The 25,034-nt window shown below is 54.1% G+C and carries 17 protein-coding genes and 2 pseudogenes; 7 read left to right on the top strand and 12 right to left on the bottom strand.

The features are described 5' to 3' along the window. On the top strand, window positions 1-1,875 hold a 1,875-nt coding region (locus tag FDX19_RS22500; protein ID WP_137384463.1), incomplete at its 5' end, for a glycoside hydrolase family 2 TIM barrel-domain containing protein. An 87-nt stretch (window positions 1,876-1,962) separates the two neighbouring features. Here the strand turns inward: FDX19_RS22500 and prpE are convergent. From prpE to prpB, 4 genes are all read right to left on the bottom strand, one after another. After that, window positions 1,963-3,849, bottom strand: coding sequence for a propionate--CoA ligase (gene prpE, locus FDX19_RS22495; RefSeq protein WP_137384462.1), 1,887 nt, complete (start codon window positions 3,847-3,849; stop codon window positions 1,963-1,965). Between the two features lie 40 nt (window positions 3,850-3,889). After that, the gene (locus FDX19_RS22490; RefSeq protein ID WP_137384461.1) at window positions 3,890-5,341 is read right to left on the bottom strand and encodes a bifunctional 2-methylcitrate dehydratase/aconitate hydratase; all 1,452 of its coding nucleotides are present in this window, start codon (window positions 5,339-5,341) and stop codon (window positions 3,890-3,892) included. 40 nt (window positions 5,342-5,381) lie between these two features. Next, on the bottom strand, window positions 5,382-6,551 hold the full coding sequence (prpC, locus tag FDX19_RS22485) for a 2-methylcitrate synthase (RefSeq protein WP_137384460.1): 1,170 nt from the start codon (window positions 6,549-6,551) through the stop codon (window positions 5,382-5,384). Window positions 6,552-6,670: 119 nt separating this feature from the next. After that, the gene (gene prpB, locus FDX19_RS22480; RefSeq protein WP_137384459.1) at window positions 6,671-7,555 is read right to left on the bottom strand and encodes a methylisocitrate lyase; all 885 of its coding nucleotides are present in this window, start codon (window positions 7,553-7,555) and stop codon (window positions 6,671-6,673) included. A 251-nt stretch (window positions 7,556-7,806) separates the two neighbouring features. Here prpB and prpR point away from each other — a divergent pair. Then, a pseudogene (gene prpR, locus FDX19_RS22475) lies at window positions 7,807-9,396 on the top strand (propionate catabolism operon regulatory protein PrpR); the annotation flags it as partial. Window positions 9,397-9,460: 64 nt separating this feature from the next. Here prpR and yahO read toward each other — a convergent pair. Next, window positions 9,461-9,736 (bottom strand): DUF1471 family periplasmic protein YahO, encoded by a 276-nt coding sequence (gene yahO / locus FDX19_RS22470; RefSeq protein ID WP_003830901.1) that lies wholly within the window; start codon window positions 9,734-9,736, stop codon window positions 9,461-9,463. Window positions 9,737-10,084: 348 nt separating this feature from the next. Here yahO and FDX19_RS22465 point away from each other — a divergent pair, with 348 nt between their 5' ends. From FDX19_RS22465 to FDX19_RS22455, 3 genes are all read left to right on the top strand, one after another. Then, window positions 10,085-10,717: a LysE family transporter gene (locus tag FDX19_RS22465; RefSeq protein ID WP_137384458.1), complete on the top strand. Its 633-nt coding sequence runs from the start codon at window positions 10,085-10,087 to the stop codon at window positions 10,715-10,717. 88 nt (window positions 10,718-10,805) lie between these two features. Continuing rightward, window positions 10,806-12,194, top strand: coding sequence for a diguanylate cyclase (locus FDX19_RS22460; protein ID WP_137384457.1), 1,389 nt, complete (start codon window positions 10,806-10,808; stop codon window positions 12,192-12,194). A 219-nt stretch (window positions 12,195-12,413) separates the two neighbouring features. Continuing rightward, entirely contained in the window at window positions 12,414-13,520 is a 1,107-nt protein-coding gene (locus tag FDX19_RS22455) for a 4Fe-4S binding protein (protein ID WP_137384456.1), read from the top strand. 72 nt (window positions 13,521-13,592) lie between these two features. Here the strand turns inward: FDX19_RS22455 and FDX19_RS22450 are convergent. The 5 genes and pseudogenes from FDX19_RS22450 to FDX19_RS22430 all read right to left on the bottom strand — a co-directional run bounded on the left by FDX19_RS22450 (window position 13,593) and on the right by FDX19_RS22430 (window position 18,338). Beyond that, window positions 13,593-14,523 (bottom strand): annotated as a pseudogene (locus FDX19_RS22450) (MurR/RpiR family transcriptional regulator). After that, entirely contained in the window at window positions 14,489-15,436 is a 948-nt protein-coding gene (locus FDX19_RS22445; RefSeq protein ID WP_137384455.1) for an ABC transporter substrate-binding protein, read from the bottom strand. The pseudogene FDX19_RS22450 and the gene FDX19_RS22445 overlap by 35 nt, the downstream one beginning before the upstream one ends. 15 nt (window positions 15,437-15,451) lie before the next feature. Beyond that, a complete protein-coding gene (locus FDX19_RS22440; protein WP_137384454.1) occupies window positions 15,452-16,504 on the bottom strand; it encodes an iron ABC transporter permease in 1,053 nt (350 codons plus the stop codon). Next, window positions 16,501-17,514 carry an iron ABC transporter permease gene (locus FDX19_RS22435; protein ID WP_137384453.1) on the bottom strand — a complete coding sequence of 338 codons (1,014 nt, stop codon included), beginning with the start codon at window positions 17,512-17,514 and terminating at the stop codon, window positions 16,501-16,503. The genes FDX19_RS22440 and FDX19_RS22435 overlap by 4 nt, the downstream gene beginning before the upstream one ends. After that, on the bottom strand, window positions 17,511-18,338 hold the full coding sequence (locus tag FDX19_RS22430) for an ABC transporter ATP-binding protein (RefSeq protein ID WP_137384452.1): 828 nt from the start codon (window positions 18,336-18,338) through the stop codon (window positions 17,511-17,513). The genes FDX19_RS22435 and FDX19_RS22430 overlap by 4 nt, the downstream gene beginning before the upstream one ends. A 446-nt stretch (window positions 18,339-18,784) precedes the next feature. Here FDX19_RS22430 and FDX19_RS22425 point away from each other — a divergent pair, with 446 nt between their 5' ends. Next, complete coding sequence (locus tag FDX19_RS22425; protein ID WP_137384451.1) at window positions 18,785-20,947, top strand: TonB-dependent siderophore receptor; 2,163 nt, start codon at window positions 18,785-18,787, stop codon at window positions 20,945-20,947. Window positions 20,948-21,127: 180 nt separating this feature from the next. Then, window positions 21,128-21,637, top strand: a complete 510-nt coding sequence (locus FDX19_RS22420) for a hypothetical protein (protein WP_137384450.1) — start codon at window positions 21,128-21,130, stop codon at window positions 21,635-21,637. A 104-nt stretch (window positions 21,638-21,741) separates the two neighbouring features. Here FDX19_RS22420 and foxA read toward each other — a convergent pair whose 3' ends face one another. Next, complete coding sequence (gene foxA / locus FDX19_RS22415) at window positions 21,742-23,850, bottom strand: ferrioxamine B receptor FoxA (protein WP_137384449.1); 2,109 nt, start codon at window positions 23,848-23,850, stop codon at window positions 21,742-21,744. Window positions 23,851-23,971: 121 nt separating this feature from the next. Further along, complete coding sequence (locus FDX19_RS22410; protein ID WP_137384448.1) at window positions 23,972-24,955, bottom strand: helix-turn-helix transcriptional regulator; 984 nt, start codon at window positions 24,953-24,955, stop codon at window positions 23,972-23,974. Window positions 24,956-25,034: the final 79 nt, after the last annotated feature.

Here is a 25,034-nt window from a genome sequence, read left to right as displayed (position 1 = left end):
CGTTGCATCGACCCATTGAACTCACAGGTGGATGAAGCCAATATCGAAACCCACGGTATGGTGCCCATGAATCGCCTGAGCGACGACCCAACATGGCTTCCTGCCATGAGCCAGCGCGTCACGCGCATGGTACAGCGTGACCGCAATCACCCAAGTATCATCATCTGGTCATTGGGCAATGAGTCCGGTCACGGCGCGAACCACGACGCGCTGTATCGTTGGCTGAAATCGGAAGATCCCTCTCGCCCGGTGCAGTACGAAGGCGGCGGCGCAGATACCGTAGCCACCGACATTATTTGCCCGATGTACGCCCGCGTAGACCAGGATCAGCCCTTCCCGGCGGTACCCAAATGGTCAATCAAAAAATGGCTGTCGATGCCCGGCGAGCAGCGCCCGCTGATCCTCTGCGAATATGCTCATGCGATGGGTAACAGCCTCGGCGGCTACGCCAAATACTGGCAGGCATTCCGCCAGTATCCGCGTCTGCAAGGAGGATTCGTCTGGGACTGGGTCGATCAGTCGCTCATTAAATACGACGACAACGGTAATCCGTGGTCAGCCTACGGCGGGGATTTTGGCGACACACCGAACGACCGCCAGTTCTGCATGGATGGGCTGGTATTTGCCGACCGCACGCCGCATCCGTCGCTGTATGAGGCCAAACACGCGCAGCAGTTTTTCCAGTTTACGCTGTTACCGGGTGACGAGCGCCAGATTGAAGTACGCAGCGAATACCTGTTCCGCTGCAGCGATAACGAAATCCTGCACTGGTCCATCGCCCAGGACGGCAACCGGCTGGCCGCCGGAGAAATCGCTCTGAATATCGCCCCACAGGGCCGCCAGCTGATCACCCTGCCAGCCATCCCGATGCCGGAAACCGCAGGCCAGTTGTGGCTGACGGTTCGCGTGGAACAACCCGAGGCGACTGCGTGGTCAGACGCCGGGCATATCAGCGCCTGGCAGCAGTGGAAGCTGGAAGAAAAGCTCAGTCTGGCGATTAAACCTCGCGCCAGCACAGCGCCACAGCTAACGACCCGCGATGACACGTTTACGGTAATCGTCAGCGATAAACGCTGGGAATTCTGCCGCCGGACAGGTTTACTGACGCAATACTGGCTGGCCGAAGAAACACAGCTGTTAGCACCGTTAATCGATCAGTTTACCCGCGCACCGCTGGATAACGACATCGGCATCAGCGAAGTCACGCGTATCGATCCTAATGCCTGGGTCGAACGCTGGAAGGCCGCGGGCCATTACCGTGCTGAGCCACTACTAGTGCAATGCGAGGCCGAAGCGCTGTCGAACAGCATCCTTATCACCACCGCGCATGCCTGGCAGTATCAGGGCGAAACGCTGTTTGTCAGCCGTAAGTCGTATCATTTCGACGGCCACGGCGAGATGCAGATTACCGTGGATGTCGATGTGGCCAGCGGCACGCCGCACCCGGCGCGTATCGGCCTGAGCTGCCAGCTGGCACAGGTGGCTGAGCGGGTGAACTGGTTAGGCCTTGGGCCGCATGAGAACTACCCGGATCGCCTGAGCGCTGCCTGTTTTGATCGTTGGGATCTGACGCTGGATGAGATGTATACGCCGTACGTCTTCCCGAGTGAAAACGGCCTGCGCTGCGGGACACGCGAATTACGCTACGGGGAGCATCTGTGGCGTGGTGATTTCCAGTTCAACATCAGCCGTTACAGCCAGAAGCAACTGATGGAAACCAGCCATCGTCATCTGCTGCAGCCTGAAGCCGGAACATGGCTCAACATTGACGGTTTCCATATGGGCGTCGGCGGGGATGATTCATGGAGCCCTTCAGTGTCGCCGGAATTTCAATTGAGCGCAGGGCGTTATCATTATCAGCTGAGTTGGCGCTAACACTACCCCGGATGGCGCTGCGCTTATCCGGCCTACGGTGCGCGGTTTCGTAGGCCGGATGAGGCGAAGCTGCCATCCGGCAACGCCTTACTCCTCTATCGCCTGGCGGATTTGCTGTAACGATGTCGGATCGTCAATGGTGGTCAGATCGCCAGGATCGCGGCCTTCGCAGATCGCCTGGATCGTACGCCTGAGCATTTTTCCGGAGCGTGTTTTCGGCAGTTGTGACACAAACCAGACATGTGCCGGGCGGCCAAAGTTACCAATCTGGCTGTCCACCAGCGCCATAATCGCCTTCTCTTCAGAATGCGCAATGTCGCGGTCTTCCAGACTGTCACTCTGCTTTGGAATGACAAACGCGACGGCCACCTGCCCTTTTAGCGCATCTTTCACCCCCACTACCGCTACCTCAGCAACGTTCGGATAGCTGGAGATACTCTCTTCTATCTCACGCGTGCCCAGCCGGTGTCCGGCGACGTTGATCACGTCATCCGTACGCCCCAGAATGAAGTAGTAACCATCGTCGTCACGAATGCCCCAGTCAAAGGTGGCGTACACCTGGCGGGAGAACAGCGACCAATAGGTATTCACAAAGCGTTCGTCATCGCCCCAGATGGTCTGAATGCAACCCGGCGGCAACGGCCCTTCAATCACCAGCATCCCCTTCTCATTTGCAGCACAAGGTTCGCCAGTCACTTCATTGAGCAGTTGCACGTTGTAGCCGTACATCGGCACGCCAGGACTGCCCAGACGCGACGGTCGGTCGTCCAGCCCGCGGGCAATCGCCATAATCGGCCAGCCAGATTCGGTCTGCCAGTAGTTGTCGATAACCGGAACACCCAGCGTTTGGGTTACCCAGCTTGCCGTCGGTTCGTCCAGCGGCTCGCCGGCCAGATACAGCACTTCCAGCGAGGAGAGATCGTGATTACGGATCTGCGCGGTCGGGAATTTCTTCAGCACGCGGATCGCGGTCGGCGCCGAGAACATCCGGCTGACCTGGTATTTTTCAACGATTTTCCACCACACGCCGCAGTCCGGCCAGGTTGGCAACCCTTCGTACACCACTGTCGCCATCCCCGCCAGCAACGGGGCATAGACGATGTACGAGTGTCCCACCACCCAGCCGATATCCGACGCGCAGAAGAAAACGCCGCCCGCTTTGCCACCAAAAATGGTGTCCATCGAGGTGGCCAGCGCTACCGCATAACCGCCCACATCACGCTGCACGCCCTTGGGTTTACCGGTTGTACCGGACGTGTAGAGAATGCAGGAGGTTTCATTCGATTCCAGCCAGACCACCGGCACGCGTGCGCCGAGATGCTGTTGGCGCAGCGCGGCAAAGTCGAGGTCGCGCCCTTCAACCCACGCCATTTTCGCCAGGCCACGATCGACCAGTACCACATGGCGCGGCTGATGCTGAGCCTGCGCAATCGCATCATCAAGCAGCTTTTTATACGGCAGGATCTTGCCGCCGCGCGCCCCGGCATCCGCCGATACGATGACCTTTGGCTGGGCATCGTCGATCCGCGCCGCCACACTGTGCGAGGCAAATCCGCCAAATACCACGGAATGGATCGCCCCAATCCGCGCACAGGCCAGCAGCGTAATGTGCGCCTCGGCGATCATCGGCATATAAACCAGCACCCTGTCGCCGCGCTGTACGCCCAGCGACAGCAACATCGCCGCCGCGACGTTTACCTCGTCATACAACTGACGAAAGGTAAATGTGCGCTCTTCTTCGGTTTCCGATGAAACCGCGATCAGCGCCAGCGCGTCAGGCTGTTTCTCCAGCCAACGGTCGATGGCGTTATGGCACAGATTCGTCGTCCCGCCACAAAACCAGCGAGCAAACGGTGGATGACGATGATCCAGTACCTGGGCAAACGGCTGCTGCCAGTCAATACGCTGGGCCTGCTCGGCCCAGAACGACTCAGGTTGCGTAATCGAACGCTGATAAAAATCGCTATAAGACATAATGCTCTCCTGTTGAACTTACGCCTTGCCGCACGCAGGTTTAGATAACGAACAAATCAAGGTATTCGTTGACTGGCATCTGCTCCAGGCTTGCTCTGTTCAGGGAGACATCCAGAATGCGCTGCTGCTGACGGGTCGGGAACTGACGCGCCAGGTTGATTTTGAATTTTTCGACCAGTTTCGGCATCCCGTCATGACGACGACGCGCATGGCCGATGGGGTACTCCACCACCACTTCTTCAAAACGTGATCCATCGGTAAACTCCACGGTGATGGCGTTTGCGATGGCGCGCTTTTCCGGGTCATGATAGTCCGCGGTAAAGGTTGGGTCTTCGAAGCAATTGATCTTCTCGCGCAGCGCATCAATGCGTTTGTCCTGCGCCACGCCGTCTTCGTAATCCGCTGCGGTTAAGCGTCCGAACAGCAGTGGGATAGCCACCATGTACTGAATGCAGTGGTCACGATCCGCAGGGTTATTCAGTGGACCTTTTTTATCGATGATACGAATACAGGCTTCGTGTGTACGAATGGTCACTTTTTCGATATCCGCCGCCGTTTTACCCGCCGCCTGCAGTTGTTCATACAACGTCATCGCCGCTTCAACCGCTGTTTGTGAGTGGAACTCGGCCGGGAAGGAGATTTTAAACAACACGTTTTCCATCACGTATGAGCCGTACGGGCGCTGGAAGCGGAACGATTCCCCTTTGAAGGAAACATCATAAAAGCCCCAGGTTTTTGCCGTCAGCGCAGACGGGTAGCCCATCTCGCCGGTTTTCGCCATCAGCGCCAGACGCACTGCGCGGGAAGTGGCATCGCCAGCAGCCCAGGATTTACGTGTGCCGGTATTCGGGGCATGGCGATAGGTGCGCAGCGACTGTCCGTCGACCCACGCCAGCGATACCGCATTAAGGATCTCATCGCGGGTCAATCCGAGCATTTCGGCAACAACGGCGGTCGAGGCGACTTTCACCAGCAGGACGTGGTCAAGTCCAACGCGGTTAAAGGAGTTTTCCAACGCGATACAGCCCTGAATTTCGTGGGCTTTAATCATGCCGGTCAGCACTTTTTTCATGGTTAACGGCGCTTTTCCCGCCGCCACCGCATTGCGTGACAACCAGTCAGCCGTCGCCAGAATACCGCCGAGGTTATCGGAAGGATGGCCCCATTCAGCGGCCAGCCAGGTGTCGTTGAAGTCCAGCCAACGGATCATCGCACCGATATTAAATGCCGCCTGAACGGGATCGAGCTGGAACTGGGTACCCGGCACACGAACGCCGTTCGGCACCACCGTACCCGGCACAATCGGCCCTAACAGCTTTTTACAGGCCGGATATTCCAGCGCTTCCAGGCCGCAGCCGAGGGTATCAAGCAGGCAATAATGTGCAGTGTCATACGCCACCTTTGAGGTGATCTCGTAATTCATAACGTAGTCAACGATATCAACAATTTCACGGTCAAATTCAGGACGGACGTTCGAAATATGTGCAGACATAGGGTACATTTCCTGTTTTTTTATCTTTAGCGGTTTGGCATTAGCAACGTTTTTCAATTGCGACGAATTCGCGATCTTCCGGGCCAACATAATTGGCGGAAGGACGGATAATTTTGTTGTCCTGACGCTGTTCGATGATGTGCGCCGCCCAGCCAGTAACACGGGCGATGACAAACAGCGGTGTGAACATTTCGGTGGGGACGCCCATCATGTTGTAGGAGACCGCCGAGAACCAGTCGAGATTCGGGAACATTTTTTTCGTTTCCCACATCACCGCTTCCAGACGGTCGGCGATGTTGTACATTTTCAGCGAACCGCCTTCCTGAGAGAGCTGTTTCGCCACGCGCTTAATCACCTGATGGCGCGGGTCGGCAATGGTGTACACCGGATGTCCAAAGCCAATCACCACTTCTTTGTTTTCCACACGCTTACGGATATCCGCTTCGGCTTCATCCGGTGTTTCATAGCGCTGCTGGATTTCCAGCGATACCTCGTTGGCTCCGCCGTGTTTCGGGCCGCGCAGTGCGCCAATCGCCCCGATAATGGCGGAATACATGTCTGAGCCAGTACCGGCGATCACTCTGCCGGTAAAGGTGGAGGCGTTAAATTCGTGCTCGGCGTACAGCACCAGCGAAATATGCATCGCCTTTTCCCAACTTTGCGACGGCTTTTCGCCATGCAGCAGATGCAGGAAGTGGCCGCCAATCGAATCATCGTCAGTTTCCGGCTGAATGCGCTCGCCGTTGTGGCTGTAGTGATACCAATACAAAAGGATTGAGCTGAGTGAGGCTAAAAGTTTGTCAGCGATGTCGCGCGCGCCAGAGACGGTATGCCCCTCTTTTTCCGGCAACGTACAACCTAACGCGGAGACGCCGGTGCGCATGACGTCCATCGGGTGTGATGCTGCCGGCAGCGCTTCCAGCACGGTACGCACGTTAGCGGGTAAGCCACGCAGCGCTTTTAATTTGCTCTTGTAGGCGTTGAGCTCATCGCGGGTAGGCAATTTTCCGTGGATCAGCAGGTGCGCAACCTCTTCAAATTCACACTGCTGCGCCAGGTCGAGAATATCGTAGCCACGATAGTGTAAATCGTTACCGCTTTTTCCTACGGTACACAGCGCCGTATTTCCGGCGGGGACGCCGGACAGCGCGACGGATTTTTTCGGCTTAATGACATGGGTACTGTTTTGCAGGATCGTTGTGTCGCTCATGTTGTCCTCGTTATTTTTTATATATAGGGTATTGAGGGTATGCATCGCGTAGTACGTTGTAGGCCGGATAAACGTAGTGCCATCCGGCATTGCCTGATGGCGGCTGCGCCTTATCAGGCCTACGGCTTCGTGGTGTACAGCGCGTCGAGTTTCTCTTCGAACTGGTAGTAGTTGATGCTTTCGTACAGCTCGTTGCGCGTCTGCATAATGTCGATCACGCTCTTTTGCGTACCTTCCTGACGCAGCACGTTGTATACCCGTTCAGCGGCGCGGTTCATGGCACGGAAAGCAGACAGCGGATAGAGCGCCATCGCAACATTTGCACTGCGCAGCTCATCGGTGGTGAACAGCGGTGTCGCACCAAATTCGGTAATGTTAGCGAGGATCGGCACCTGCACCGCGTCAGCAAACTGACGGTACATAGACAGCTCGGTGATCGCTTCCGGGAACAGCATGTCAGCGCCCGCTTCGACATACGCCTGCGCCCGATCGATAGCCGCCTCTAACCCTTCCACCGCCAGCGCATCGGTACGCGCCATGATGACAAAGTTGGGATCGGTACGCGCATCCACGGCGGCGCGGATCCTGTCGACCATCTCTTCTTTCGAGACGATCGCCTTGTTCGGGCGATGACCGCAGCGCTTAGCGCCGATCTGATCTTCAATGTGCAGTGCAGCAGCACCGGCTTTGGCAATCGACTTCACGGTTCGCGCCACGTTAAATGCCGACGATCCAAACCCGATATCGGCGTCCACCAGCAGCGGCAGTGGGCAAACGTCGGTGATACGGCGGATATCGGTCAGCACATCATCCAGCGTAGAGATACCGAGATCGGGCAATCCCAATGAGCCGGCCGCCACGCCGCCGCCTGACAGGTAAATGGCCTGGTATCCGGCGCGTTGGGCCAGGAGCGCATGGTTGGCGTTAATGGTGCCCACGATTTGTAATGGATTTTCTTTGGTGAGCGCAGCGCGGAACGCCTGCCCTGGGGAGTGTAGAGACATATCCCATCCTCTTGTTATCAACTTGTTATCGTTCGTTGATTAACCTAAAGCAAGGGGTATGCCAAAGACCTGAATTTTGGCTGAAATTCTATTTTTTATTTTTAAAACAAAGAATTACATTTAACACCAGCATTTTTTATGTACAAAAGCGTGTCAGCTATCGTTTCATGAAACCGAGATGAACGTTTCATTGCAACATTTATGAAACACAACTAAACCCAATATTCGGTTCCTTACTTTTTGGGTTGCTTATGGCTGATACGCATCTTCCGCCGCGGATGAATGACGACAAACCGGTTATCTGGACGGTCTCCGTTACGCGTCTGTTTGAACTGTTCCGCGACATCAGCCTCGAGTTCGACCACCTGGCGACCATCACCCCTATCCAGCTCGGTTTTGAAAAAGCGGTCGCCTATATCCGCAAGAAGCTGGCGAGCGAGCGTTGTGATGCGATCATTGCGGCGGGCTCCAACGGTGCCTATCTGAAAAGTCGCTTATCAATTCCGGTGATCCTGATTAAACCCAGCGGTTTCGATGTGCTACAGGCATTAGCGAAAGCGGGAAAACTCACATCATCGATTGGCGTCATTACCTATCAGGAAACCATTCCTGCGCTTCTCGCCTTTCAAAAGACCTTCAATTTACAGCTTGAACAGCGTAGCTATATCACCGAAGAAGATGCCCGAGGACAAATCAACGAGCTGAAGGCCAACGGCACTCAAGCAGTGGTCGGGGCGGGACTCATTACCGATCTGGCGGAAGAAGCCGGTATGACCGGCATCTTTATCTATTCAGCGGCTACCGTGCGCCAGGCCTTTGTCGATGCGCTGGATATGACGCGCCTGACGCTGCGGCGAAACGGTCAATACGCGTCTGGCGATACGCTGCGCACCCGCTATGCACTGGGAGATATGCGCGGTCACTCTGCTCAGATGGAACAGGTGCGGCACACCATAATGCTCTACGCCCGTTCCCGCGCACCGGTGTTGATCCAGGGCGAAACGGGTACGGGGAAAGAGCTGGCGGCGCAGGCCATTCATCGTGAATATTTCACCCGTCAGGAGAATCGACGCGGTAAACCCTCACCACCGTTTGTTGCCGTCAACTGCGGGGCAATCACCGAATCCTTACTGGAAGCGGAGTTGTTCGGCTATGAGGATGGTGCTTTTACCGGCTCACGGCGGGGTGGACGCGCGGGTCTGTTTGAAATCGCCCACGGCGGAACGCTGTTTCTTGATGAGATAGGTGAAATGCCGTTACCGCTACAAACCCGACTGCTGCGCGTACTGGAAGAAAAAGAGGTCACCCGGGTCGGTGGACATCAACCCATTCCGGTAGAGGTACGGGTGATTAGCGCCACGCACTGCGACCTGGAACAAGAGATGAAACAAGGCGAGTTTCGTACCGATCTGTTTTATCGCCTGAGCATTCTGCGCCTCAAACTCCCTCCGCTACGCGAACGGCTACCCGATATTTTACCGCTGGCGGAAGGCTTTTTAAAACAGTCACTGGCGGAATTAGATGTACCGTTTTCTGAGCCGGTGCGTAAAGGGCTGGGGCTCAGCCAACATATGCTGCTGAATTACGGCTGGCCGGGGAATATTCGTGAGCTACGCAATATGATGGAGCGTCTGGCATTATTTTTAAGCGTCGAGCCGCAACCAGAACTTAACGTCCATTTCTTGCTGCAATTATTGCCAGAGCTGGCGATTGTCGCCGAAATACCCCAGATATCATCATCTCTGACGCCACAACAGGTGCTGGCGCAATTCAACGGTGATAAAACCGCAGCGGCACGCTATCTCGGTATCAGCCGAACCACGTTCTGGCGCAGATTAAAAGAATANAAAAAAAAACCCCGCCAGTACAGAGGCTGGCGGGTATTTTATCTTTCAATGCAGCGCGTTATTTTTTCTTGTAAATATTAGCTGTGCCATGGATTTTGTTATCCGTTTGGCCGGAGGTTAATACCACCACATCAGCGCCTTTCTCTTCAGCTTTCTTCAGCAGCTCTTCTTTAGCATCTGCAACAGAAACTTCATTACTCGTTGAAATATCACCGATTTTTGTGTACTGCGACTCAACCTTTTCAAACTCAAGTTTTGTCATAAATTCCGCAGCATAGGCGTTGGAAAAAACTAAAGCTAACGCACCAATAAGTACTTTATATCCAGTTTTCATATCAAAGCTCCAGGTTTTGTTATATATGCCATCATCGACCCCTGAACATCCATCGTGCGAGTCAAGGATGATTAATAAGTAGTTCAGCCTGATTAAAAGATCCAGAGCCAACGGAAATATAAAGAAATCTTGCGCCGTAGCCACAACAGGCGATCCAGCGCTGCCGCGTTATCCAACGATTCCAGTGACACAAATAGCGTTAATGATGACATTGAGAAATTAACTGCGTTTGATGGCGCACTGTGAGTGAATACTCAGAATATTGATTGCACTAAAACTATAGTAGGTGCAGATTCTTAAATGACCTGCGGGTAAACATTCATTTTCTCACTGATGGAATCGTTGTCTATGGAACCTCTGCACGCCGTCGTGCTCACCGTTAGCCTGTTTGTTTTAACCTTTTTCAACCCCGGTGCAAACCTGTTCGTGGTGGTGCAAACCAGCCTGGCGTCGGGACGACGTGCGGGAGTGATGACCGGTCTGGGCGTTGCCTTAGGCGATGCGTTCTACTCCGGGCTTGGCCTGTTTGGTATGGCAACGCTTATCACCCAATGTGAAGAGATATTCTCCCTGATAAAAATCGTCGGCGGTGCCTACTTACTGTGGTTTGCCTGGAACAGCATACGCCATCAGGCCACACCGCAAATGCCCACCTTACAGCAGCCGATCTCTGCTCCCTGGTATGTATTCTTTCGTCGCGGGCTGTTAACGGATTTATCCAATCCGCAAACCGTACTGTTTTTTATTAGTATTTTCTCGGTCACCTTAAGCGCAGAAACCCCGACCTGGGCCAGGCTGATGGCATGGGCAGGCATTGTGCTTTCTTCTGTTATCTGGCGTATTTTTCTCAGCCAGGCGTTTTCTCTTCCTGCGGTGCGTCGTGCGTATGGGCGCATTCAGCGCGTTGCCAGTCGGGTGATTGGTGCCATCATCGGCGTCTTCGCCTTAAGGCTGATTTATGAAGGTATTCGCCATCGTTAATGCGTAAAGAGAGTTTCACTTGACCATCGTGACGTAATTGTCCGTAATACCGCCTGAATTTTTCAATCACATTTTGAGTGGCTGTGAGATGGAACAGGTTGATCCCGTAAACGACACATTACTCCTTACAGAATGGCGGGCGCTAATACGCCAGACATCCCCTGACGTTCATACGATCCTCACAGGGTTAAGCGACGATGAGATCCGCCATTTAGTGACCGTTTTTTATGACTACATGCTCTCTCACGCGGAGAGCGCGTTGTTTCTGAATACCGAGCAGGTCAGTACGCGCCTGAGCGGCAGTATGTTTGACTGGTTGCGCAGCGTGCTCGGCAGCGCATATGAAGACCTCCCGCTCTTGCTGGCAAAACAGCGTGAAATAGGTGTGGTACACGCCCGTATCGGCCTGCCTATCGATCTGGTTAACCGCGGGGCGCGTAAGCTAAAAGAAGAGCTGTATCAGTTGCTGAAAAGTAAGGCAGACTACTCTGTCAGCCTGTTGAGCGAGGCTATCTGTTTCAGCAGTCTGGCGATGGACACTGCGCTGGAGGCCATGACTGTTTCCTACTCTCCGAGCTATCAAAACTCGCTGCACACGCAGGAGCAGTATCGGCTGCAGACCATTTACGACGACGTCAACGTCGAGCGCGAACGGCAGATCCGTTCGTTTACCGATTGGGAAAATCAGTTTATCTACAACATTGCGACCGGATTACCGTCCGGTGATCTGGTGTTCCTGGCAGACTCTGATTTTGGTATGTGGTTCTCCCATAAGGGAAAACACATTCTTGGCAGCGGTAATCTGTTGGCAGAAATGGAATCCGTGATCGCTGAAATCGATAACCGTCTGACACAGACGCTCTCGAATCAGCATCAGCCTGGCGAAGCCGAACGGATGAGCTTATTGCAGGATGTCCGACAGCTCTCGGCCAAAATCCATTTTCTCCTCGCCTCAATGTTTGAAGCGCTGGTCAAACAGGAAAATGGCAAAGATTCGCTGACCCAGTTGCTTAATCGCCGCTTTATTCCAACGATTATGCGCCGTGAAATCTCGCTGGCGTTACATTCACGAAAACCCTTTACCCTGGCAATGCTGGACATTGATTATTTTAAGCAGATCAATGACCGCTACGGACATAATACTGGCGATATGACACTGAAAAACGTCGCAGCCGTTATTTATGAGCACATCCGCAGCAGCGATTACGTATTCCGCTATGGTGGTGAAGAGTTTATGATCCTGCTGGTCGAATCAGACGAATCGCAGGCCTCGATTATTCTGGAAACACTGCGCAAGAAAATTGCCGAGCTGCATATTGCCGCTTCCGTGACTGAATCCTTCTCTATTACCGTCAGTATCGGCGTTGCCGAATATGACTATCACCCCGACTACAAACAACTGGTTGATAAAGCCGATCGCGCGCTCTATCTGGCGAAAAGCCATGGCCGTAACCGCGTAGAAGCGTACCAGGAATGACTGTCGTCCCCCACAGATAAATAAATACCCCGTTCAGGGTATTTATCTGACCTGTGATAAATATCGTGCTGTTATTTTTATACATGCCCATTAGCGTGATAAAAATGGCAGCCGATTAATAAGATGCAAATCAAATACACTATATCTTTATAGCGGTAGCATATCCCGGTGATGAGTCTTCCTGAATGCAGGGGGAAATATGAGGGATAATAAAAGATCATGAACGGGAAGAAAAAAACGCGCTGGCAGCGCCGCCCTGGTACCGTCGGAGGGAAACTGCCGTGGAATGACTGGCGCAATGCCAGTAGCTGGAGAAAAGCCACCCAGTTTCTCCTGTTGGCCATCAATATCTATATTGGCGTGACGTTCTGGTATTGGGTTCGCTATTTCGAAACAGCCGGTACCAGCGTTTATATCCCAAGGCCAGGCGGTATTGAGGGATGGCTTCCCATTGCCGGTCTGATGAATATCAGATACACACTGGAAACCGGCTTTCTTCCCCCCATTCACGCCGCTTCCATGCTGCTGCTGGTTGCCTTTATCCTGATGAGTCTGCTGTTAAAAAAAGCGTTCTGCTCGTGGTTGTGCCCGGTGGGTACACTGTCTGAGTTGATAGGTAATCTGGGCAAAAAAATAGTGGGTCGCAACTTTACCCTGCCGCGCTGGCTGGATCTCCCTTTGCTGAGCCTGAAATATCTGCTGCTGAGCTTCTTTCTGTATATCGCCCTGTCGATGCCCGCACAGGGGATTCAGTATTTTCTGATGTCAGCCTACGGCATGATTATCGACGTTAAAATGCTCGATTTCTTTCGTAATATCGGCACGACGACGCTCATCGTGGTGGCGGTTATCAGCATCATGAGCCTGTTTATTCGCAATGCGTGGTGCCGTTATCTGTGCCCTTATGGCGCACTGCTTGGTCTGTTCTCTTTGCTTTCGCCGTTTAAGATCCGCCGCAATGCCGACAGCTGTATCGATTGCGGCAAATGCGCAAAGAACTGCCCGTCGAATATTCCGGTCGATCGCTTAATTCAGGTACGCACCGTTGAGTGCACGGGATGTATGACCTGTGTGGAATCCTGTCCGGTAGCCTCAACGCTAACCCTGTCACTGAAGACACCGCCTGGCGCACAATCAGGGCACAGCACAGCGCCGAAATCATGGTGGCGACAAGGTAGGTTATCAGGGTGGACAATGACGCTACTGCTGCTCGGTATTCTGTTTGCCGCCGTAGGCTATGCGGTGTATGCCAACGTCTGGCAGTCACCGGTGCCGGATCATATGTATTTCCAGCTGATCCCGAAGGCCAGAATGATCGGCCATTAATGGTTTGATCTGTCTGCCTTTATGCCGGGTGGTGACGCCCCCTACCCGGCCTGCATATCGGGTATCACCGGTTTATTTCTTCGCCCCGGATTTACCAATGCCCCGGTACAGTTCGTTAATCCGCTTCACGGATTTAATGGATCGCTGCGGCGCGGTAGACGCGACAGACAGCACAATCATTTCCAGACACACCAGTACCGTACCGTGGAGCGGCATTTTCCCATTCTCGCCGCCGCGTGGCACGTTAATCACCACATCCGCTTCTTTACTAAAACGGGAGTCCAGCGCGTTCGTCAGTAAAATAACCGGGACACCCAACCGCCTGGCCTCGCGAATGGTCGTCAGCCCTTCCCGGTGCGGTGATTTCTGCGCCATCATGATCAGCACATCTCCCCGCTGCAATGCGATCAGTTGCTCCGCGAGGTTAATCCCGGTGCGATTAAACGCTACCGCAGGCAGGCCAATACGGCTGAGCAGACGCGCGGTATAATCCGCCAATACGCCGGATGCGCCAATGCCAAAAATCCCCACCTGACGGGCTTCTACCAATAGCGCCACCGCCTGCGCGATTGCATAGCGGTTTTGCGGAGTGGAAAGGGCTTCACAGGTGCGCTGATGCCCCTGCAAGACAAAATCAATGCTGGAGTTCACATCGCAAGAGAGCGTATTCACCGTGGTGGTCATCTTCTCTTCTGAGGTCACGCCAGGGCCAAACCAGTGCTCAATGGTCTGCTTTAAATCGCGCAACCCGGCAAACCCCAGCGCCTGAATTGCCCTGACCACCGTCGCGTCAGAGGTTTGAGTGGCGGCAGCGATTTCTATCGCCGTAAACTCCAGCACCACTTCGCGGTTTTCGTTGATATAACGCGCTACGGCCTGCATACGTGGCGAGAGTAAATGCGCCCTGGCGCGAAAACGGTCACCATAGACATCAATACGATTTTTGGCTTTTTTCGCCGTCAGCATGATTATTTCGCCTCCGGTAGCCAGCGACCGGCGATATGCGTTTGCACCTGCGCCACCATCAGACTGAGCGAGGCATAGGAATTGGATATCGCCTCTTCACGGGAGAGTAAAACGTAATGTCCGCGCTGGCAGGCGGTCAGGAACTCACACCAGCCCGGCATCACCGCATCCATCGCCGCGATTTCATCCTGCGGTTTACCGCCGGTATCGCCACGCCAGGTCGCGAAGACAAAATCGGCATCCAGTTCAGGCAGACGTTCCGCACTGACATCAATGCGCCCACCCGGCGGAATGCTGTCGATAAGCTTCGGGAAGGTGAAGCCAGCATCGCGTAACACTCGTCCCAGGGAATGATAGGTGTGCAACGCATTGATTTTTCCTTGATTGGCCTGTATTACCGCCACAGAGATGTGCTGCGTATCGACCGTCCGTTTGAGCTGGGCAATTTCTTCACGGTAGCGCCGTTCCAGCAATGCCAGCCGGTGCTGCGTACCTGTAAGCTGCGCCAGCTTGCGGTAGATTTCCGGCGCACCGCCATCAAGATGGTCGATACTGACCGTCGGCGCTATTTTTTCCAGTTGCTCAATCGGCGTGTTACGGCTGGGTTCGGTGATAATTAAATCCGGTTTCGCGGCGACAATGGCTTCAATATCAATGTCTGCCGTACCGATATACGTCATGGTCGAATTATCAAAATCCACGCCGGTCAGCAGCACGCCGGAGCGTAAAAAATGGCTGCCATCCGGGCGCGTTCGGCCGTGGCTGGCCACCGGAGGCACGCCCAGTTCGATCAGCGGAATAGTGATGTCGAGATCGTGCAATGACACAATGCGCTGCGGATGTAGCGGCACGTTCACCACCCGCCCGAGATCGTCAGTAAATGACTGAACAGGCACCGCCGCCTGGACTGTGCAGCCGACCAGCAGCAGCAATGAAAAGATTAAACGCATATACCCTCTTAGCAATTACAAACGATCCCGGCGACGCCAGAGCAACAGTAAAAAGAACGGTCCACCGACCAGGGCAATGACGATCCCGGCCGGAATTTGCAGTGGCGCAAACGCCAGACGACCCACGGTATCGGTAACCAGCACCAGCAACGCACCGATCAACGCACTGCCCCACAGCAGGGCTGTTTGTCCGCCACGCAGCCAGAATCGTGCCATGTGTGGCGCCATCAACCCGACAAAACCGAGGCTGCCCACGCAGGCAACACTGGCGGCGGTGAGTACAACCGGCGCGAGAAAACGCAACAACGCCAGTCGGGGTAAACGTACCCCCAGCCCCGTTGCCGCCGCATTGCCAAGCAGCGCCACATCCGAAGCTCGCGCTGTGGCAAATAAGATGATGGCCGCAGGCAACGTCCAGACCAGCGCCATCAGCAGCAGTGGCCAGGTGGCGGCATGAAGGCTGCCCGCCAGCCAGACCAGCGCAGTCTGTACGTCACGGACATCGGCGGTGGTCATAAATACGCCCATTCCCGCCGCAAAGAACCATGACACACCAATGCCTATCAACACGAAGCGAGGCCGGGAGAAATCACGGGCCAGCAGCATCACCAGTGTGGCGACCAGTGCGCCGCCGGCCATTCCCGCCAGGGGCCGCCAGACCAGACTTGCGGACGGGAAAAGCAGCACCAGGGCCAGCACCACCACGCAACTCCCTTCTTTAACACCGATAAGCCCGGGATCGGCCAACCCGTTGCGGGTGATCGATTGCATTGCCGCCCCGGCCAATCCGAGCATCGCCCCGCACAGAAGCGCCATCAGCAGTCGCGGCAGTCGTACATCCCACACGACATACTGTTGCTGAGCCGTCAACGCCTGAGGGTCAAACACCGCCCGTCCGATAGCGGAAGCCGGAACCGGGAGCGACCCCTGCATCACACCGAACAGCAGTAATGCGATGGCCAGCACCGTCAGGCCGAGGCTGTACAGCACGGTTTTGGGACGAATGACACGAGAAAATCTCCCCACCCGCCATGCACGAAGCCCCGCACGCTGCAGCAGATCGTTCATTTCAAAAACCTCGACGCAATGAAAATAAACGCCGGTGCGCCCACCAGGGCGGTCATGATCCCTGTAGCCAGCTCCTGCGGAGCCAGCACCGTGCGGGCAGCAATATCGGCCAGCAGCAGCAGCGCCGCACCCAGCAATGCCGACGTCGGAAGCATCTGACGAATATCGTCTGTTACCAGACGGCGGATAACGTTAGGCACTAACAGGCCGATAAACCCCAGCGGCCCCACGACGGAGACTGCCGCACCGCACAGCAGCGCAATGGCGATCATCGCCAGCACGCGTATGCGCAGAATGTTCACCCCTAATCCACAGGCCATACGGTCGCCGAGGGCCAGAATATTCAGGCCCGGCGCAATAGCGAGCGCCAGCACCATACCGGCAAGCGACGGGGGAACGGCGCTTTTGAGACTTTCCCAATGCAGACCCGCGAGATCACCCACCAGCCAGGTGCGCATTGCCAACAGGGTTTGTTCATCCAGAATCAGGATCGCCGCAGTCAGCGATGACACCATGGCCGACAGCGCCACGCCGCACAACGTGACCTTCAGCGGCGTTAAGCCACCACGCCCGGCAGATGAAAGCGCCATCACCAACGAAAAGAGTGCCGCAGCACCGCCTGCCGCCAGCAATGGCTGGCTTACCCCCGTCACGCCAAGCGCGGCGCACAACACAACGACAAACGCCGCACCGGCATTCAGCCCCAGAATATGCGGCTCTCCCAGCGGATTACGAATCAACGCCTGCAACAGCACCCCCGCAACACCTAACGCCGCGCCGACCAGCATCGCCGCCGTCATGCGCAGCAGACGTAAGGAGACAATAATCCGGTGGTCGAAATTTTTCGCGTCAAAGTGGAACAGCGCCTGCACGACGGTCTGCGGGCTGATAGTGCGAGCGCCAACACCCAGCTGCGCCACCGCCAGAACACACAACAGCAGCGTTAACACGGGGAGCGCCAGCATAAACCGGCCACGGCGACGAGCCAGTGTGCTTGCCATGACCGTCATTGCGCTTGCCCGCCCGGCGCGCGGAACGGCATAAAGAACGGTTTGCCGGTGAGAGGATTCACCGACATCTGCACGTCGACGTCAAATACGTGCTTAATCAACTCGGGCGTGCAGTTTTCGCCATCATGCACGACGCCCTGCAGCGTCCCCTGTTTAAGGAATACCAGCATGTCCCCGTAATTCACGGCAAAATTCAGGTCGTGCAGGACCACAACCACAGTACGGCCATGATGGCGAGTGAGTGAATGCAGCAGTTCGAGGATCTCCACCTGATAGCGCAGATCGAGAAACGTAGTCGGCTCATCCAACAAGATGACCGGCGTTTGCTGTGCCAACGCCATCGCAATCCAGCAGCGCTGACGTTGCCCACCGGAAAGGCTCTCTACCGGTAAATGCGCAAAATCAGCAGTTCCGGTCAACTGGAGTGCCTGCTCCACGGCGCGTTCGTCATCGTCCGTCCATTGCGAAAGCATGTTCTGCCAGGGAAAACGCCCGCGTGATACCAGTTCGAAAACGGTGAGTCCTTCGGGCACCAATGGGGATTGCGGCAGGATGCCGAGCTGGCGTGAAACCGCTTTGGTGGGCTGTTGATGAATGGCTTTGCCATCCAGCAATACGCTGCCGCCGTGCGGTTTCAACATACGGGCGATAGTGCTTAACAACGTTGATTTACCCGAGCCGTTCGCCCCTACCAGCACCGTCATTTTGCCTTGCGGGATAGTAAGACAGATATCGTGGACAATGGTGTTATGGCGATAACCCGCAGAAAGCTGTTGTAGTTCAATGCCCGTTCTGTGGGCGGTATTTTCCACATGCTGTGGCATGTTCACTCCTGCGCCGCCGCATGGCAAAGCCTGCATGCGTAACTCTCTAAATAAAAATAAAACTCATTCTCTTTGTGATCTTGCTGGCTTGCACTGTAGTAGTCAAGCAATTACACCCTGTAGTTACATCACCTGTCGCCAACAACTAAAGCACAAATAAAAAACACTGAAAAATCAATAAAAATCATTCTTTTTCAATATATTAAAAATTAAATACCCGTAAATAAATGACGGTTAAATTGCGGCGAATCGTCTGTAGTTTCTTTTTCATTTTTACGTTTACTACTACAAACGCCCATGATTGAATGATTCTCAATTACACATCTGACGCCAGTAACGCCGGCTTACAGATGGATAAATGCAGGGCTGGCAAGCCGGGCAATGAATTGAATCAACCTGTTTCCCTGCCCATTTTTGGCAGGGTCTTTTGCGGAATAAATAAAATAATGGCTGAGTTAACGACTTACTTTTCGGGGATGAAAGGGCGGGCATTGTGCTCTGCTCTCTTTCTGGGCATGACAACAACACCTACGGTATTCGCAGCGGAGAAAGAGACGACTCCGCCTAAAGGGGAAGATACCATCACCGTTCGGGCAGATGCGTCGTCTGCCGATCAGGCCGTAACATCGGGTTACCAACCGCTGAGCTCGTCCACCGCGACGCTGACATCCATGCCATTGTTGGATATCCCACAAGTGGTGAACACTGTCAGCGATAAAGTTCTGGAAGATCAGCATGTCACGACGCTGGACGAAGCGCTGTATAACGTCAGTAACGTTGTGCAAACCAACACATTAGGTGGCACACAGGATGCGTTTGTCCGCCGTGGCTTCGGCGCAAACCGTGACGGCTCAGTGATGACCAACGGTCTGAAAACCGTGTTGCCGCGCAGCTTTAACGCCGCCACCTCACGCGTGGAAGTGCTGAAAGGCCCGGCCTCAACCCTGTACGGGATTCTCGATCCCGGCGGCCTGATTAATGTCGTCACCAAACGTCCGGAAACGCAGTTTGGCGGGTCGATTTCAGCAACCTCCAGCAGCTTTGGCGGCGGCACAGGGCAGTTTGACGTGACCGGGCCGATTGAAGGCACGCAGTTGGCCTATCGCCTGATCGGCGAATATCAGCATGAGGATTACTGGCGTAACTTCGGCACCAATCAGAGCACTTTCATCTCCCCGTCCCTGACCTGGTTTGGCGACAACGCCACCGTCAACGTGCTCTATTCACATCGCGACTATAAAGCCCCGTTCGATCGCGGCACCATTTTCGATCTCAACACCAAACACGCGGTGAATGTGGATCGCAAAACCCGTTTTGATGAGCCGTTTAATATCACCGATGGCGAATCGGATCTGGCGCAACTGAATGCCGAATACCGTTTCAACAGTGAATGGACAGCGAAATTCGACTACAGCTTTAGCCAGGATAAATACAGCGACAATCAGGCTCGCGTGATGGCTTATGATTCTGCCACCGGAAATCTGACCCGCCGTGTTGATGCCACTCAAGGCTCCACCCAGCGCATGCACGCCACGCGTGCCGATTTGCAGGGCAACGTCGATATCGCTGGCTTTTATAACGAGATCCTCACCGGTGTCTCTTATGAGAACTACGATCTGCTACGCACCGACATGATCCGCTGCAAGAACGTAAAAGGGTTCAATATTTATAATCCTGTCTACGGTACGTTGGGTAAATGTACTAACGTTTCTGCCGCTGATAGCGATCAGACCATTCAACAAGAGAGCTATTCTGCGTATGTGCAGGACGCACTGTACCTGACCGATAAATGGATTGCCGTCGCCGGGATGCGTTATCAGTACTACACCGAATACGCTGGCAAAGGCCGTCCGTTCAACGTCAACACCGACAGTAGCGACCAACAGTGGGTACCCAAATTCGGTATGGTTTACAAACTGACGCCGTCCGTATCGCTGTTCGGTAACGTGTCGCGATCCTTTATGCCGCAATATTCTATCGCCAGTTATATTGGCGAGCTGCCACCTGAAACCTCAACGGCTTATGAAGTGGGAGCAAAATTCGATATCTTTGACGGTATCACCGCCAATATTGCCCTGTTTGATATTGATAAGCGCAATGTGCTGTACAACGAAATGATCAATGGCGAAACCGTGGCGAAAACGGCGGGTCGCGTGCGTTCACAAGGCGTGGAAGTGGATGTCGCCGGTTCGTTGACCACCAACACCAATATCATCGCCAGCTACGGTTATACCGCCGCGAAAGTGACGGAAGATCCTGATTACAAAGGTAAGCCGCTGCCTAATGTACCGAAGCATACCGGCTCATTATTCCTCACCTATGATATTCAGAATGCCTTTATGGGCAATACCCTGACGATTGGCGGTGGGGGTCATGGGGTGAGTCGCCGTTCCGCAACCAATGGCGCAGACTATTATCTGCCGGGCTATTTTGTCGCCGATGCCTTTGCCGCTTATAAAATGAAGCTGCAGTATCCGGTCACATTGCAGCTCAATGTGAAAAACCTGTTTGATAAGACCTATTACACCTCATCCATTGCCACCAATAATCTGGGTAATCAGATTGGCGATCCGCGAGAGGTACAGTTCACGGTGAAAATGGAATTCTGATCCTCTTCATCCATTAACCCTGCCAATTCTGGCAGGGTTTCCCGCTTATTCCACCATTTTAAGATAATTGCACTTGTGCTGTCGCCGCCCCGTTTATACAACCCTAAAGCTCACCTGTAATGCGATGACGTTTATTTGCTATGGGCGACTGGGGACCACAATAATGAATGGGATAACATCATGACTAAAACAAAACTGACGCTGCTATTACCTTTATTTTTAGCTGGCTGTTCAATGAGTGACGGGGAATTAAGAAATGCCTATGCTCAGCATTATCAGCAGCCTGCGGCTTACGTTGAAGTCTATAAGCAAAAAATAGCCAGCATGGATATTAATACGCTGGCGCAATATGCCGCCGCAGAAGATAAGAAAAAAATGCGCGGGCAGCCAAGGTTGAAAATTGACGAGTTTATTACCATTGAGAACGTTCAGGCGAAAGATAATCGGGTAGTCTACGATTATACGCTTTCAGAACGCTGGCTGGCGCTGTCTGCAGATAAACAGCGCGAGAAGCAGAGCAATATGAATAAAGATTTGATCTACCGAACCTGTTCGTTGGAAACGGTACGTCTGGCGCAGGCAAAAGGGCTGGAAGAAGAACATAACTATTACCGCCAGTATCCTGACAAGTTAGCCTTCACCCTGAGAACCAGCGCGCAGATTTGTATGCAAAACGGTTTTACAAAATAGCCGCACTCACTATGCCTGATACGCTGTGCTTATCAGGCCTACAATTTGCACGCTGCCGTAGGCCGGATAAGGCGCCAGCGCCGCATCCGGCTAAAAAGAGAGACTCAGAATTTCCAGGATACGCTGCCAACAATGCTGCGTTCTGCGCCAAAGTAACAATAAGAAAGCGAGTTGCAGGCCGCGACATAGCGTTTATCGGTCAGGTTGTTAACGTTCAACTGCGCGCTCAACCCTTTAATACCGATATTCGTTAAGTCGTAACCCATCACCATATCCACCAATGTGTAGGACGGCAGGGTGTGAGTATTCTGGCGATCGCTGGTAATACCGTTAACGTAGCGCACGCCTGAACCCAGCGTCAGCCCCTCCAGAGGCCCCCTTTTCACATCGTAGCTTAACCAGGTGCTGGCCTGATTGCGCGGTGCATATACGGCACGCTTACCCTGCTCTTCCGGGCTGCTTTTCTTATAGCGAATATCGGTGTAGGTATACGCCGCCTGCAAACGGAAACTGTCCGTCAGTTGGCTAATAGCTTCCAGTTCCACCCCTTCAGATTCAATTTCGCCAATCGAACGGTACGGATCGGTCGGCTCTTCTTTGGTGGCAATATTGGTCTGATTAATGCGGAACACCGACGCGCTAAACTGGCTATTCAACCCTTCCGGTTCATATTTCAGCCCGGCTTCCCACTGCTTGCCTTTCATCGGTTCCAACAGGTTACCGTTCTCATCAGCAAAACTGGTTGGCGTAAAGGCGGTGGAATAGCTGATGTACGGCGCAACACCGTTATCGAACAAATAAAGCAGAGCAGCGCGACTGCTGAAGTTATTTTTGTCCAGATCGCTGCGAGTGCCGTTTTGCTTATCAATATTCGATATGCTCACCTGATCGTAGCGGCCACCGAGCGTTATACGCCAGCGATCCCATGACATCTGATCCTGCAAATAGTAGCCCGTCTGGCGCAACTTGTGCTTCTCGCGCGCATACATATTGATGTAATCCGGCTTCGCCCCGTACACCGGGTTAAACGCATCGATCGGCGGAAATGCCCCGTAATAGCCGGTAGTATTGTTACTGCGATCCTGATAATCGATGCCCACCAGCAAGCGGTGATTGACCTGCCAGGTATCAAAACTGCCGTCGAGCTGGTTATCCAGCGTAATGGCCGACATGTTTTCATCAGAGCCGGAATAACCGCGATTAAGCTCTGTTTCATTCAACCAGCCGGCCGCATACACCTGGTTCAGCTCAACGTCGGTATGCAAATAGCGTAACTTTTGCCGCACCGACCAGCCGTTATCAAACATGTGCTCAATGTTGTAGCCGACCATATTTTCACGGCGATCATATTTGTCGTAGTCATCCTCGCCTTCGTAGAAGGTGTTGGCGATCTTCTGCCCATAGTGTGGCACAACGGTGCCGTCATACGGCAGGCCGGAGTGGCTGCCACCTTCCGGGTCACGGTGCAGATAGGCCATCAAGTCAAGACGCGTCTGGTCAGTAATGCGCCAGGTCAGACTGGGCATCAGCGCGTAGCGCTCTTCTTTCAACGGGCCGAACTGCGAATCAGCATAGCGCGTCATGCCACTCAGGCGCGCCGCCACGCGGTCGTTATCGTCCAGCGCCCCGGTGACATCAAACGCAGCGCCGCGCTGATTGTTGTTTCCGGCAAACAGTTTCACTTCTCCGCCCGCATCAAACGACGGTTTACGCGATGTCAGCGCCACGATCCCGCCCGGAGAAGATCGGCCGTACAGCACGGAAGCCGGGCCGCGCACCACTTCAATATTGTCGAGAAACCACGGATCGACCACCAGCGAACTGTGCGAGTTGGTGTCGCCCATCATTTTCAGGCCGTCGAGATAGACGTTGTCCAGACTACCATCGGAGAAACCGCGCAGCACAATGTAGTCAAAGCGGTTGGAGGCACCAATCTGGTTACTGTACACCCCAGGCGTGTAGCTAACAGCCTGCCGCACGCTGGTCGCACCTTGTTCTTCAAATTGTTCACGGGTAACGATAGAGACCGATTGCGGCGTTTCGATATCCGGTGTGGCAAGCTTGGTCGCCCCACTTTGCATTTGCGAGGTGACAACCACCGTATCATTGTTTGTTGTTTCCTGCGCCAGCAGAGGAAAAGCCACACTGCCGGTCACCCATCCTACCAGCAGCGCCAACCGAGTCTTCGCGAACATGAACATCTCCCAAGGCATGTCTAATTGTAAATGAGAATTATTGCCATTTTTGTATCAGGAGTCGCTATGCCGAATGCCAGGTTGCGTATGCGCAACGCCAAATTATTAATCTGCCACGCGCATAAAATGGGAAAATGGATTAGCAAAGTTTGAGAACATCACCAGGCGGGAAGCCATAGCGACGACGAAAGGCTGTGGAAAAGTTGGTGGCATGCTGGTAGCCAGACATCCATGCCGCTTGCTGTACGCTATATCCTTCCAGCAAATAGCCACGCGCGCGTTCCAGGCGGCAGTCGCGCAGGTAGTCAAACACCGAGCAGCCATAGGCCGTGCGAAATTTACTGCGCAAACTGCTGGGGCTCATCGCCGCACGCTGCGCCAGCTCGTTAAGCGTGTAGTCATTTTCAGGGGTTTGCTCCAACAGGCGACGCACACTTTCCAGCCGCTGCTGCTCGCCACTGGCGGCGAGGCATTTACCGCTCTCTACCTGACAAACGCTGAGACCGTGACCAAATAATTGTAAAATCAGTCCTTCCAGCATCAACTGGCGGGAAACATGGCTAAGCGAGCCCTGCTGCGCATACTGTAATCCGCTGAGTAAAAACCCCGGCACCTGCCAGATAAGCGTTGGCGTCTGGCAGCTTTCCCACTCACGCATAAGGGATTCGAGTAATCCTGTGCGCCATGCCCCGTCAGGATACAACCCGAGTGATAGCGTCCGTAGCTTGCAGTCTGCAGGGTGACGGGCGCTCATCGCCTGACGTTCACTCAGACGCGAACTAAACGCCATGCCGGAACGTACCACATGTTCCTGTCCGTTGAGCGTCAGTATCACACAACCCTCCAGCACCACCAGCATATACAAGGGGCTACTGTACCGGGAGGTGGTTTCATACGGTTGCAGCACCTGTACATCAGAGTGTGTGACGCACATCCCGCAAGGGAGCATCATCTCCTCCACTTCCCCTTGCAACACGGCACTGGAACACGGAAGACCCGGTTTTTGCGCCAGTAACGGAAAACGGTAATCGATCCCGTAACGCTCACCAAAGTCCCTAAACTCACTGACGGAGAAGGTGCGGGTAAAACGTCCGGATGCATTCTGGGCGGTGGTGTTGTTCATGCTGTCTTCTGCACAGGAAATGGAATTTGCAACGTACGATGGGTGGCAACATTACCATTACCCGCACAACACAACAATA

Source organism: Citrobacter sp. wls619 (assembly GCF_005281345.1).
GTDB lineage: Bacteria > Pseudomonadota > Gammaproteobacteria > Enterobacterales > Enterobacteriaceae > Citrobacter.
This window is presented reverse-complemented; position numbering and strand designations above follow the sequence as displayed.